Annotated in this window: 13 protein-coding genes; 7 read left to right on the plus strand and 6 right to left on the minus strand. The window is 33.2% G+C overall.

Annotated features, from left to right (window positions below; all coding sequences use genetic code 11):
* Positions 1 to 252: 252 nt before the first annotated feature.
* The 5 genes from fdhF to V6C74_RS02955 all read left to right on the plus strand — a co-directional run bounded on the left by fdhF (position 253) and on the right by V6C74_RS02955 (position 6,127).
* Positions 253 to 3,207: a formate dehydrogenase subunit alpha gene (fdhF, locus tag V6C74_RS02935; RefSeq protein WP_143978098.1), complete on the plus strand. Its 2,955-nt coding sequence runs from the start codon at positions 253 to 255 to the stop codon at positions 3,205 to 3,207.
* Complete coding sequence (locus tag V6C74_RS02940) at positions 3,207 to 3,674, plus strand: DUF1641 domain-containing protein (RefSeq protein ID WP_002432356.1); 468 nt, start codon at positions 3,207 to 3,209, stop codon at positions 3,672 to 3,674. Before fdhF ends, V6C74_RS02940 begins: the two co-directional genes overlap by 1 nt.
* A gap of 168 nt (positions 3,675 to 3,842) precedes the next feature.
* Positions 3,843 to 4,064 carry a hypothetical protein gene (locus tag V6C74_RS02945; RefSeq protein ID WP_002443867.1) on the plus strand — a complete coding sequence of 74 codons (222 nt, stop codon included), beginning with the start codon at positions 3,843 to 3,845 and terminating at the stop codon, positions 4,062 to 4,064.
* A 21-nt stretch (positions 4,065 to 4,085) separates the two neighbouring features.
* On the plus strand, positions 4,086 to 4,859 hold the full coding sequence (locus V6C74_RS02950) for an N-acetylglucosaminidase (protein WP_103175494.1): 774 nt from the start codon (positions 4,086 to 4,088) through the stop codon (positions 4,857 to 4,859).
* A 143-nt stretch (positions 4,860 to 5,002) separates the two neighbouring features.
* The gene (locus V6C74_RS02955) at positions 5,003 to 6,127 is read left to right on the plus strand and encodes an FAD-dependent monooxygenase (protein WP_002453829.1); all 1,125 of its coding nucleotides are present in this window, start codon (positions 5,003 to 5,005) and stop codon (positions 6,125 to 6,127) included.
* 61 nt (positions 6,128 to 6,188) lie between these two features.
* Here V6C74_RS02955 and V6C74_RS02960 read toward each other — a convergent pair whose 3' ends face one another.
* The 5 genes from V6C74_RS02960 to V6C74_RS02980 all read right to left on the minus strand — a co-directional run bounded on the left by V6C74_RS02960 (position 6,189) and on the right by V6C74_RS02980 (position 9,675).
* Positions 6,189 to 7,148: a 2-hydroxyacid dehydrogenase family protein gene (locus tag V6C74_RS02960; protein WP_002432697.1), complete on the minus strand. Its 960-nt coding sequence runs from the start codon at positions 7,146 to 7,148 to the stop codon at positions 6,189 to 6,191.
* Between the two features lie 138 nt (positions 7,149 to 7,286).
* Positions 7,287 to 7,601, minus strand: coding sequence for a multidrug efflux SMR transporter (locus V6C74_RS02965; protein WP_103175495.1), 315 nt, complete (start codon positions 7,599 to 7,601; stop codon positions 7,287 to 7,289).
* Positions 7,602 to 7,603: 2 nt separating this feature from the next.
* Positions 7,604 to 7,933, minus strand: a complete 330-nt coding sequence (locus tag V6C74_RS02970; protein WP_002453827.1) for an SMR family transporter — start codon at positions 7,931 to 7,933, stop codon at positions 7,604 to 7,606.
* A 190-nt stretch (positions 7,934 to 8,123) separates the two neighbouring features.
* Positions 8,124 to 8,786 carry a CHAP domain-containing protein gene (locus V6C74_RS02975; RefSeq protein ID WP_016898625.1) on the minus strand — a complete coding sequence of 221 codons (663 nt, stop codon included), beginning with the start codon at positions 8,784 to 8,786 and terminating at the stop codon, positions 8,124 to 8,126.
* A 328-nt stretch (positions 8,787 to 9,114) separates the two neighbouring features.
* The gene (locus V6C74_RS02980) at positions 9,115 to 9,675 is read right to left on the minus strand and encodes a DUF4870 domain-containing protein (protein WP_002453825.1); all 561 of its coding nucleotides are present in this window, start codon (positions 9,673 to 9,675) and stop codon (positions 9,115 to 9,117) included.
* 351 nt (positions 9,676 to 10,026) lie between these two features.
* On the opposite strand from V6C74_RS02980, the gene V6C74_RS02985 reads away from it, so the two are divergent.
* Entirely contained in the window at positions 10,027 to 11,097 is a 1,071-nt protein-coding gene (locus V6C74_RS02985; RefSeq protein WP_002432785.1) for an NAD/NADP-dependent octopine/nopaline dehydrogenase family protein, read from the plus strand.
* Positions 11,098 to 11,162: 65 nt separating this feature from the next.
* Positions 11,163 to 12,560 carry a Na+/H+ antiporter NhaC gene (nhaC, locus tag V6C74_RS02990; protein WP_002453824.1) on the plus strand — a complete coding sequence of 466 codons (1,398 nt, stop codon included), beginning with the start codon at positions 11,163 to 11,165 and terminating at the stop codon, positions 12,558 to 12,560.
* 390 nt (positions 12,561 to 12,950) lie between these two features.
* Here nhaC and V6C74_RS02995 read toward each other — a convergent pair whose 3' ends face one another.
* The gene (locus tag V6C74_RS02995; RefSeq protein WP_002453823.1) at positions 12,951 to 13,661 is read right to left on the minus strand and encodes a CHAP domain-containing protein; all 711 of its coding nucleotides are present in this window, start codon (positions 13,659 to 13,661) and stop codon (positions 12,951 to 12,953) included.
* Between the last annotated feature and the right edge of the window lie 373 nt (positions 13,662 to 14,034).

Raw genomic sequence — 14,034 nt, forward strand, 5'->3', positions numbered from 1 at the left:
TTTTGTGTTTATAATGTATTTTTACAAGGTATATAAGTATTAAATGTAATAAGTAAAAGGATCATTAATTGATAATGATTTTCAAATAAATAATTTATGAATATAAATTATTTATAAATACTTAACTTTTTGCAATTAAAGTAATACAATTTAGATAATTCTATCTTGAAATATATGTGGGGTATTTTTCAGATAGATCTAGCTAACATGAAAAGTCTATTACGGTAAAATTAATATAAATGGGGTGAGCCTATGCAAGAACATTTGGTAGTCACACTTGATGCCACAGATTATCTTGTCGAACCAGGCACAAATTTACTTGAGTTTATCCGGTCTCGAGATATTTTCGTTCCAGCGATTTGCTACAATGAATCGATGGGGCCAATTCAAACATGCGATACATGTATGGTTGAAATTGATGGAGAAATTGCGCGTGCATGTGGCACAACAATAGACCGTCCAATGAATGTAAAAACAGATAACAACGATGTTAAATCAAGTCAAAAAGAAGCATTAGATCGTATTTTAGAAAAACATATGCTTTATTGTACGGTATGTGACTATAATAATGGAGACTGTGAAATCCATAATACTATGGATGAGTGGGGCATCCAGCATCAAACATATGAATATAAAGAAAAACCTTATGAGAAAGACTATGGTCCATTCTATCGTTACGATCCAGACCAATGTATATTATGTGGCCGTTGTGTTGAAGCCTGCCAAGACATAGAAGTAAATGAAACAATAAGCATTGATTGGGATCGTGAACATCCACGTGTCATCTGGGATAATGATGTGCCAATTAATGAATCTTCATGTGTATCATGTGGTCAATGTGCAACAGTATGTCCATGTAATGCCATGATGGAAGTGAGTATGGAAGGCAATGTTGGTTACATGACTGATACTGAGCCAGGATCACTTGTAGCAATGATCGACTTAATCAAAAAATCTGAACCAGGATATGGTCCATTATTGGCACTTTCTGACTCAGAATCTGAAATGCGTAAAGAACGTATAAATAAAACAAAAACAGTATGTACATATTGTGGTGTTGGTTGTTCATTTGAAGTTTGGACAAAAGATAGAGAAATTTTAAAAGTTCAACCATCTCATGATTCTCCTGCTAATAAGATTGCATCATGTGTTAAAGGTAAATTCTCATGGGGCCACATTAACTCTGATCAACGTATTACTAAGCCATTAGTAAGGAAAGATGGTGCTTTCCATGAAGTTGAATGGGAAGAAGCACTGCAAGTGATGGCAGATAACTTTAACAATATTAAAAATCAACACGGTGCAGATAGCTTGTCATTTATTTCATCTTCTAAAGCGACGAATGAAGAGTCATATTTAATGCAAAAATTTGCTCGACAAGTGATAGGAACAAATAACGTAGATAATTGTTCACGTTATTGCCAAGCACCAGCTACGAAAGGTTTGACTCGTACAGTAGGAATCGGCGGCGACGCTGGTGGTATTGATGATTTAGAAAAGGCAGCTATGACAGTGTTGATTGGTACAAATACTGCTGAAGCACATCCTGTCATTGCTTCAAGAATGAAACGTGCTCAAAAATTATTCGGTCAAAAATCTCATGTCTTTGATATTAGAAAACATGAAATGGCTGAACGTGCAGATGAATTTTATCAACCCAAACCAGGTACTGATTTAGTATGGTTAGGCGCGGTGACAAAGTATATTATCGATAATGATTTACATGATAAGGCATTCTTAGACGAATGGGTCGATTATTTTGACGAATATTATAAATCATTAGAACCATTTACAATGGAGTTCGCTGAAGAAACAACAGGTATTCCAAAAGAACGATTAATTAAGTTCGCTCATGAAGTTGCGAAAGCTGAATCAGTTGCAATCTGCTGGGCGATGGGTATCACGCAACAAGACATCGGTAGTGATTCAAGTACAGCTATTTCTAATTTATTACTTGTAACTGGAAATTATAGAAAGCCTGGCGCTGGAGCATATCCTCTTCGTGGTCATAATAATGTACAAGGTTGTAGTGATATGGGGAGTATGCCTGACCAATTCCCTGGTTACCAGCTTGTTACTGATGATGAAATTAGAGCTAAATTCGAAAGAGAATATGGCGTAGAATTAAGTGCAACTCCTGGTCGCGATAATCATCAAATGATAGAAGGTATCCATAATGGAGACGTTCATTCACTTTATTTATATGGTGAAGACACAGGTATCGTAGATTCTAATATTAATTTCGTTCAAGCAGCTTTTGAGAAATTAGACTTCATGGTTGTACAAGATGAATTCTTAACATTCACTGCTACTTATGCTGATGTGGTATTACCTGCAAGTCCTTCTCTAGAAAAAGATGGTACATTTACCAACACGGAACGTCGTGTGCAACGTTTATATAAAGCGTTAGATTCACTGGGGGATTCTAAACCTGACTGGGAAATATTCCAACTTATTGCTAATAAATTAAGCGCAGATTGGGATTATAGTCACCCTGGAGAAGTGATGGAGGAAATCGCTCGACTCACTCCGTCATATGCAGGTGTAAGCTACGACCGTTTAGAAGGTTTTAATAGTCTTCAATGGCCTGTAGATAAAGATGGGAAAGATTCTCCAATTCTTTATTTAGATGGATTTAACTTTGAGAATAAAAAGGCAAAGCTTTATCCATTAACATTTGATAATTTCTTCAAAGAAGATGAAGTTTATGATATTCATGTTAATAATGGTCGTTTACTTGAACATTTCCATGAAGGTAACATGACTTATCAAACTGAAATGATTAGATATAAAGTACCACATCCATTTGTTGAGATTTCACCAGAACTAGCGCAAGATCGTGATATACATGAAGGTGCTGAAATCAAATTGATTTCAGAAACTGGTGAAGCAACGTTGGTAGCTCATATTACAGATAGAGTTAAAGGCAAAGAAATCTATATTCCACTAAATAATGATGCTTTAGAAAATGGAGATATGGGAGCAATTAACCTACTCACAAATAGTGATGTAGATAAATACACTGATACGCCGTCATACAAGCGAACAAATGCACGCATGGAGGTTATATCTAAACGTGGTAAGTCACCATTAAATCCAACTAACTTCCGTGTTGATAAACATCGTCATCCTCAATATAGTGTTCAAGTACAGAAAAAATGGAATCGTTCTGATTACTTATTCCCAGGGAAGCAGAGTGATAAATAATGGCTGAAAGAATTACTGAAATTAAACGTCTAAAAAAGTCACCTGAGCAAATAAAGAATGAAAATTTAAACGAAGTCCTTGATGCTATTGCTGAGAATAAAGATAGCATTCTTAAAGCAATCCGTTTAATTCATACTTTAGATGAAGCGAAAATTTTAGATGCACTCAATGGTGGATTTAAAGCACGACAAGTAATTATCAATAAGTTTGCAGTGGAGTTAAATAAGGATATTTACACAGGATTATTATCTAATATGGCACAAATGGTCTTTTTACTTGGTGACTTAAATGTGAAAGATTTAAGTGAAATGCTTAATCGTCTTAACAAAGGTCTTCATGTTGCAAACCAAGCAAGTCCTAATGCACGTACATCTATTAGAAACTTAATGGGTATCCTTAAAGATGACGACATGAATCGTAGTTTAACTTACATGCTTAATTTACTTAAGGGCATGTCACGAGAATAAAATCATATCAATGATTATGTGAGCTTAGGGGCGAAGAAGCATTCTATAATGACTTCCGAGCCTCTATTTTAATATCGCATATCTATAAATTTTCATGTATGATGAAATGTATATTGAAAAGTTTAAATAAAGGAGTGAAGTCGTATCAATCCTAATATTTTGAAAGCCATGGCAATCACTTCCAATGTCTTATTAGTTATTGGTATTGTATTTCTAATTATGCTAAAACTTATGCTTGCAATAGCATTCTTCGCAGTATCTTTAGCTATTAGTCTAGTCATATTTAATGTCATGTTTAGAGATCGCACAGGTATGAAAATTGCAATCAATGTATCATTCTTTATTGTTGTCATTGCAATTGTTATCGCATATTTCGTTTTATCAAAATAAAGCTTTGGGAGTTAGATAACAATGAAGAATACTAGATTTCGTATAACGACAATCTTAATAATAGCTATTTTAGTAATATTTGGAATTCTATTCCTCATTTTTGATACTAATCTTTTCAAAAATGATATCAAATATACTTTCAATGAAGCTGTAGAAAGACAGATAGGTGAAGGTACGCTAAATACTAAAGAGAGAGATGGAAAGTTTGTCAATGCGAAAGAAAAAGATGTTGAACAAGCCATGAGTATTAGCCATGGAGACAATCCGTTGAAATATATGGATATTTCTGAAAAAGTGCCTATGTCTGAATCAGAAGTCAATCATATTTTAAAAGGTAAAGGTATCCTTGAAGATCAAGGCCATACCTTTATAAAAGCTCAAGATAAATATGAAGTTAATATTATTTACTTAATAAGTCATGCATTAGTAGAAACTGGGAACGGAAAATCAGAACTTGCTAAAGGCGTTAAGGATGGAAGTCATAGATACTACAACTTTTATGGCATTGGCGCTTTCGATGAAAATGCTGTCCATACTGGTGAAAGCTATGCTAAACAACAATCATGGACTACACCTAGTAAAGCAATTATGGGTGGCGCATCTTTCGTACGTAATCATTATTTTGAAAATAATCAACTTAATTTATATCAAATGCGTTGGAATCCACAGAATCCTGGGCAACACCAATATGCGAGTGATATTAAGTGGGTAGACAATATTGCTGATATGATGAAAAAATATTATGACAACTTTGGTATTAAAAAAGAAAATATACGAAAAAAATACTATAGATAGCAATGAGGTTAGCACATGGTCATCAATGTCGCTAACCTTATTTAGATATGTAAAATTTACCATTAAAAGTGTGACGACAAACTTTTAAACAACTAAACATATGATAAAATATTAACGAATGATAAATTTGAGGTGTAAAAACAATGAAAGTTGCAATTGTAGGTGCAGGAATTGGTGGTTTGACTGTCGCTGCATTATTAGAAGAGCAAGGTCATGAAGTGAAAATTTTCGAGAAGAATAATTCAATTAGAGAAGTGAGTGCAGGTATAGGTATAGGGGATAATGTACTAAAAAAATTGGGTAATCATGATCTTCAAAAGGGCATTAAAAACGCTGGTCAAAATCTAACAGCTATGAATGTATATGATGAACGTGGGCGCGAATTAGTGTCCGCTAAATTAAAAAATAATACTTTAAATGTAACGTTAGTGCGTCAAACTTTAATAGATATTATTCAATCATATGTTAAGTCTTCTTCAATATATACTAATCATTTAGTGACTGGTTTAGAACAAACAAATTCTAAAGTAACAGTTCACTTTTCAGCACAAGAAAGTGAAGCATTTGATTTGTGTATCGGAGCAGATGGCATTCACTCAAATGTAAGGGAAGCTGTTGGTGCCTCTACCAAGTTGATTTATCAGGGCTATACTTGCTTTAGAGGGATTGTTGATGATGTCAATCTTAAAGATGAACATGTAGCTAATGAATATTGGGGTGCAAAGGGAAGAGTTGGTGTTGTTCCATTATTAAATAACCAAGCTTATTGGTTCATTACGGTTCCAGCTAAAGAAAGGGATCCTAAATATCAAACATTTGGTAAACCGCATTTACAAGCATATTTTAATCATTTTCCAAATGAAGTACGACAAATACTTGATAAGCAAAGTGAGACGGGCATATTATTAAATGACATTTATGATATGAAACCTTTAAGAACCTTTGTATATGGAAGAACAATTTTATTAGGAGATGCTGCCCATGCTACTACGCCAAATATGGGGCAAGGTGCTGGACAAGCGATGGAAGATGCAATCGTTTTAGTCAATTGCTTGGAAGCTTATGATTTCGACAAAGCACTTGAACGATATGATAAATTACGTGTTAAGCACACTGCCAAGGTAATTAAGCGATCAAGAAAAATTGGAAAGGTTGCACAGAAACGTAATAAATTAATTGTGAACATACGCAATTCAATTATGAAAATGATGCCTAACGCATATGCATCATCACAAGCAACATTTTTATATAAATCAAAAGAAAAATAATTAAAGGTGAGCGGACGACATTAAATGTTCCGCTCACCTTTTGTACGTTCAGAGTGATATATTATTTACGATTTACGACGAATTGTGGTTCTTCACCATTTAATTTTTTAATTGCATCGTTAGCAACGATTTTAGCCATCATATCTCTAGCTTCATATGTCGCATTACCGATATGTGGTGTAAGAACAATATTTTTAAACGATTTGAGCTCATCTGTTATCTCAGGTTCGAACTCATATACATCTAGGGCAGCGCCTTCGATTTCTTTATTTTCAAGCGCTTGTACAAGTGCTTGTTCATTGACGATAGGTCCTCGACCAGCGTTAACTAGATATGCTGTGGATTTCATCTGTTTAAATTGTTCACTATCAATTAAATGATGAAGATCAGGGTTATAAGCCGCATTAATAGTAATGAAGTCTGCATTCTCTAATAAAGTATCTAAATCTACATATTTAGCACCGATTTCTCTTTCTTTTTCTTCTTTACGGTGTGGGCCTGTATATAATACATCCATATCAAATGCACGTGCACGTTTGGCAACAGCACCACCAATTTCTCCTAAACCAATAATTCCAATTGTCTTGCCTGAAACTTCTCTTCCACGGAAAAATAGAGGCGCCCAGCCGTCAAAGCCTTTAGTTCTTGATAATTCATCACCTTCAACAATTCGACGGGCAACGCTAAGTATCAAGCCAATTGTTAAATCAGCAGTGGCATTTGTGGATGCTTTAGGTGTGTTAGTCACATCGATATCTTTTTCTCTCGCATAATCGACATCAACATTATTGAAACCAGCGCCATAGTTAGTAATAATTTTAAGATTTTTACCGCTATCTATTACGTCTTTATCCACATTAGTAGAGAGTAAACTTACTAAAGCAGTGGCATCTTTAACGCCTTCTTTTAAAGTTTCTTTATCAATAATTCCCTCGCCATCGTACATCTCAACTTCAAAATGTTCTTTCAATAAGTTTAATCCTACTTCAGGAATTGCGCCTGCGATATATACTTTTTCCATAATTATCACTCCTTCTTTATTAATAGTATAGTAAAAGAAGAAAGCGCAAACAATAGAAAGCGTTCAGCCACATTAAGATTAAAATAGCTTGGCTAATGGCAGTATATAAGATTCTTATGAACTATTTCACCATATAAATCAGCCAATCAAACGTAATCCGACTACAGCTACAAGTATCATTAAAATGCAAATAATTCGACTAAAGTGTTTCGATTCTTTATAAAATAACATGCCGATAATGGTACCGCCTGCGGTTCCTATAGCTGTCCAAATAGCATAAGCTGTGCCCATAGGTATTTCATGCATGGCAAGTTTTAAAGTGCTAAAGCTTAAAATAAAGGCGAGGCCAAGTAATATGATGAATAATTTATTTTGTGTACGTGATAATTCATTCAGTAGTACCACACCGATTATTTCTAAGCTTCCGGCTATTAAAAGAAAAATCCACGCCATCGTTATTGACCTCCTTCTTCATTTTCATTAGTAGTGAGTTTTAAGCCTATAATACCTGCAATAAGAATTATGATTAATATAAGCTTGGTAGTTGTAAAGGGTTGATTGAAGAAAATCATATCTACAAGTACCGTACCTACAGCACCTATACCTACAAAAAAAGCATAGACGGTACCTACTGGTAAATGCTTAGATGCATCAATGACAAGATAGAAACTGAGGGCAATAAAAAAGAGGGTAACAACCCAACTTAATAAAGAATGCGCATTATCTAATCCTGTAACCCAGATGATTTCTACAAATCCAGCTATAATTACCTTCAGCCATTGCATTATCAATTGCCTCCAATTTAAAGTGATATCACTATTTTCTCAAATAAGTGATAGTGTAGCAATATTTAAAAATTGACGTAGTAGTTAAGTATTAATTTAGTATATTGAATTAAAAACCCGTCAAGTTACTTAGATATAAATCGCAACTTTGACGGGAGTTAAAGCTATAAGATAGTTGAAAATATAGTGTTTAGTCGAGGTGAATGTAATTGTAAGAACTTGCTTCACTAGATGAGATTGTACGTGTATCTACAACGTATGGTCCACCATTATAATTCATTTCTGATACAGTAACTGAACCATCACTACCAACACTCTCTACATAAGCAACATGTCCATATGCACCTGCAGATGATTGAAGAATTGAGCCTTTTTCTGGAGTATGATTAACAGTATAACCAGCTGATTGAGCTGATGTTGCCCAGTTATTTGCGTTACCCCAAGTTGAACCTATTGTGCCTCCAACTTTATCATAAACATACCAAGTACATTGACCAGCTGTATATAAGTTTCCTGAAGAAGACGTTGTCTTAGTTGAAGTAGTAGATGAGCTGCTTGAATTAGAGCTTAAGTCAGATGATGTTGTAATTGTATTTTTAAAAGTGTGTGTGCGTGTATTTTGATTTAAGCTATGCTGATCCTTGTAGTAGTTAAATGGACGTTGTGGGTGATAGTTAAAATGCTTCAAGTGATTATTATGTTCTTGAAAACCATTGTTCATGGGATGGTGAGAATGTTGATTCCACTGTTGATTACCATGACTATTTTCTGCAGCATGTGCGTTTGTCGTAGCTCCAAATAAAGATGCACCAATACCTGCTGTTAATGTCGTAATTGTAACTAATTTTTTCATAATTAAAAGTCCTCCCAAAAATAAAACAATAATATGATATATCTTAAAGGTGTAGCGACCAATGAGTAAGAATATATCATTTTATGTTATTTATTCGTCATCTTTGACGACACAACAACTCTAACAAAATATTTTATGTTTGTGATTGATGTTACGCTTTCGTAAACCAATTAAAAAAACCTTGACCATCGTTGTAATAAACGTTAGTCAAGGTTACAGTTTGTTACAAAAACTTCAATGAAGCACTGTTCTTAAAATTAAATAGGTTTTGTTGTTTAAAAACTTAAGCTTTTGTTACAGGTTATTGTAATAAAATAAGACCTAACTTTTATTTTATGATAGGGATGCTGAATGGTATTTTATAAGTTTTGCCTGAAAAATACTTAACGCACCCAATAATAGTACATACTATACTAATAATTGATAAAACAAGTAAGGCAAGAGTGAGAATTAACATACAAATTAATGCAAAAATTTGAATACCTGTATTATTATCACTCAAGGTTGATATGAAAAGAAAGCCATACACTAAAATCACTGCAACTACAGAATATATAAAATAAGAAATGTAGTAATTTAGATATGTCTTTCCAGCTGTATCTATAAGTTTAGAGTCTTTTCGTTTTACTAACCATATGACAAGTGGACCAATAAAACTTGTAAATAAACCTAATAGATAAATTAACATTGACATTAATCGCTCGTCTTGCTCTTCATCTTTTGCGATTTGATTGTTTTCTTGTGAAGTATACTGATTGCTTCTATTATATTGTTGGTAATCACTATTTTGAGTAGATTGGTTTCGTTCACTATTTAAGTTTTGAGATGACATTTGACTTTCTGAAGTTGTTTCTGAATGATCAAAACGATGATTTTCACTATTATTCATAATGAATAGCCTCCGAATTTATTATTTATATACATAATACACTTATTACTATATCAAAATAGAATTTATTATTAAATGATAAATTTAAATTTTCAACTTTAAATATTGAATAAGTTTAAAAAATGGTTTATTCGGTTATATAGTATTGTTATTATACAGAAGAAGTAATGTTTTTGAGTAAGTGAATGGCTTTGACTCATATTTATTAAACACGTTATTTATAGTTATCGCGGGGCGGGCCGCAGAATTCTTCCTATACGATTGATGAATTCAGACCCACTCCTTTTTTATTGGATTATTTAAATTAACAAATATGAACACAACTATTTTAATGAAGAAAGAAGGAAAATTATGAAAATAGCTATTGTAGGTTCAGGTAATGGTGCAGTAACTGCGGCTGTCGATATGGTAGACAAAGGTCATGATGTAAGATTATATTGTCGTAACGAGTCAATTGAAAAATTTAATGCTGCTTTTGAAAAAGGCGGTTTTGATTTTAATAATGAAGGACAAGAAAAATTTATACCTTTTACAAATATTAGTGATGATATTGAATATGTTCTAGAAGATGCAGATATCGTTCAAGTCATTATTCCATCATCATTTATTGAATATTATGCTAAAGTCATGTCTCACTTTGTGACAGATAAACATCTTATCTTTTTCAACATAGCTGCTTCTATGGGGTCTATTCGTTTTATGAACGTTTTAGAGGATCGTCACATTGATGTACACCCTAATTTTGCTGAAGCCAACACGCTTACTTATGGTACACGTGTTGATTTTGAAAATGCGCGAGTAGATTTATCACTTAATGTACGTAGAGTATTTTTCTCAACATTTGATAGAAGTGAATTAAATGATAGTTACGAAAAAGTATCACAAATTTATGAATATCTAGTTAAAGAGGAAAGTCTGTTAAAGACAAATCTAGAGAATGGTAACCCAGAAGTACACCCGGGTCCTACTTTACTAAACGTAGGTCGAATAGATTATGCTGAGAATTTCTCATTATATAAAGAAGGGATAACTAAACATACAGTTCGATTATTACATGCGATTGAACTTGAACGATTGAATTTAGGGAGAAAATTAGGGTTTGAGTTATCTACAGCAAAAGAATCTCGTATTCAAAGAGGTTATTTAGAGCGACAAGATGAAGATGAACCTTTAAATCGTCTATTTAATACGAGTCCAGTATTTTCTAAAATACCGGGACCTAACCATGTAGAAAATAGATATTTAACTGAAGATATCGCTTATGGATTAGTCTTATGGTCTAGTTTAGGGAGAGTTATAGATGTACCAACACCTAATATTGATGCGGTTATAGTTATCGCATCAACAATTCTCGAACGAGACTTCTTTGAAGAAGGGTTGACAATAGAAGAATTAGGATTAGAAAAATTAGATTTAGAATAAAAATTTAATCACAAGTTTACGAAAAGAGGTTTTGCATCAAAAAACTGCTGAAGGGAGCAATTAATATGACGCATAAGTACAGGAAACCCACATTTTTGGAGTCCTTATCTACGATTATATTTATGGTAATAGTGGTAGTAATAGGATTTATCTTCTTTAATATACCTATTCAGATATTATTATTAATATCATCAGCTTATGCTGCATTTATTGCATATCGAGTTGGATTAAGATGGGAAGATTTAGAAGAAGGTATAACTAAGAGGCTTACTACAGCTATGCCTGCTATTTTTATCATTTTAGCCGTAGGGATTATAGTTGGCAGTTGGATGTTTTCTGGAACAGTGCCAGCATTGATTTATTATGGTTTAAAGTTCTTAAATCCGAGTTATTTTTTAGTTTCTGCATTTATCATCAGTGCAATTACTTCGGTCGCTACAGGTACAGCTTGGGGGTCAGCATCCACAGCAGGTATAGCATTGATTTCAATTTCAAATCAGTTAGGCGTAGCGCCTGGTATGGCTGCAGGTGCAATTATTGCAGGTGCAGTGTTTGGCGATAAAATGTCGCCTTTATCAGATACAACTAATTTAGCCGCATTAGTTACTAAAGTGAATATCTTTGCTCATATCAAATCAATGATGTGGACAACAATTCCTGCATCCATCATTGGCATGATTGTGTGGTTCTTTGCGGGATTGCATTCAAAAGGTCATACGAATCCTAAACAAATACAGACATTACTCCATGAGTTAGATAAAGTTTATAACATTAATTTAATTGTATGGATTCCGTTAGTTGTAATTGCGGTTTGTTTATTTCTAAGAGTCTCTACAGTACCATCCATGCTCATTTCTAGTTTAAGTGCTTTAATTGTTGGAACATTTAATAATCATTTCAATATAGTTGATGGTTTGAAAGCAATGTTTGAAGGTTTTAATCATAGTATGGTAAATCAATCACACTTATCTAAGAATGTGACCACTTTAATAGAACAAGGTGGTATGATGAGCATGACAGAAATTATTGTTACCATTTTTTGTGGCTATGCCTTTGCAGGTATTGTAGAAAAAGCAGGATGCTTAGATGTTATGTTAAATACTGTATCTAAATGTGTAAAATCAGTTGGAACTCTTATACTTATTACAGTGGTTTGTAGTTTGATGCTTGTTTTTGCAGCAGGTGTTGCTTCTATTGTAATTATCATGGTTGGTGTGTTAATGAAAGAAATGTTTGAAAAAATGGATTTATCAAGATCGGTATTATCTCGAACACTTGAAGATTCAAGCACTATGATTTTACCACTTATTCCATGGGGAACTTCAGGTATATATTATTCACACCAATTAAATGTGTCAGTAGGGGATTTCTTTATTTGGACAGTACCTTGTTACTTGTGTGCACTAATAGCAATTACTTACGGTTTTACAGGTATAGGTATAAAGAAATTAAATAAAAATTAAGTTTAATATTTTTACAGAGTGGAATATACTAAATATGTTGAAACAATATACATAGATATAACTTGTAGCGATTATATCTAGTGTTGGTTTTAGCATATTAATATCCTTCTATATAGTGATTGTATTTATTTTGTAGCGGAATAAATACTTGACTGTATGTAACGAATTCTTTTATACATCTTAATTATCAATTTTAAAATGATATAGAAAGACTAAACAAGAACATTTGAATTTGTTTTAGAAAAAACTATTTTTAGCCTATTACTTTCTAAGTAATAGGCCTTTTTGGTGTTTAATAGTTTTTAAATTCATAGGGTATTCAATGAATTAAAAAAGCATTCATACCTAAAATGGAATGAATGCTTGACGTTATTAAATATAATTGCATTATTAATGAATATAGTTATAAGAAGCAGCTTGACTAGCTGAGATAGTACGTGATGTTACAACACCTACACCGTGGCCATAGTTCATTTCTGAAACAGTAATTGAACCATTGCTGTTGACACTCTCAACATAAGCAACGTGACCAAATGCACCTTGTGAAGTTTGTAAAATCGCACCTTGTGAAGGTGAGTTATTTACTGTATATCCTGCTGAAGCGGCAGCGTTTGCCCAGTTATTAGCGTTACCCCAAGTAGAGCCGATTTTTCCACCAACTTTATCATATACATAGTATGTACATTGACCTGAAGTATATAAGTTACCACCTGCTGAAGATGCGTTTGATAATGACACACCATTTGAAGATGGAGCAGAAGTTGTTGTTACATGTACGTTACGACTTGTTGAAGAATAGTTAGCACCTAAGCCACCAGTTTGGTTATTAGAATTACTATAATTATTATTATTGTAATTATTATTTGAGTAGTTACTGTAACTATAATTGTTATGAGAATTTAAACGATCTGGGCTCCAGTTACCTTTCCAAGTGTAGTGGTAATCTCCTTGTTGATCGATAGTATATGAGTAACTATATGAAGTTGGATCATTTGGATTATAACCACCATTATTTTGTTCTGCTGCGTGAGCATCGTTGTGTGCAAAAGCGAAAGTAGCGATTCCCGCAGTTGCGATTGTAGCTGTAGCGATTTTTTTCATTGTTAAATATCCTCCTGAGAATTAAATTATCTTTTTATTTAATAGTCATGTGACCAATGAGTTACTAATTTCTTTCGTTCTTTTTAACGACAAGCAATACTTTATCAGAAAAAAGTATGCTTGTGTGGCTTGTTAACGTTTTGTAATTTTTTGCTAATATTGTTACACGGTTTGTTATAATCCAACATTTTAGTAGAATCTGTTGGAAAACGATTATGACGGCATTTTATTTTTGTTTGAATTAAAAAACATATTTTGTTGTTACAACACTGTAAATTTACAGAAAATTCTTTAAAGCAAATGTATTTAAATATTTATTGAATTATATATCGAATAAACTAGATGATGTTTGCCTGTTCAATAAATCGTTAGT

This window comes from Staphylococcus capitis subsp. capitis, from assembly GCF_040739495.1.
Taxonomy (GTDB): Bacteria; Bacillota; Bacilli; order Staphylococcales; family Staphylococcaceae; genus Staphylococcus; species Staphylococcus capitis.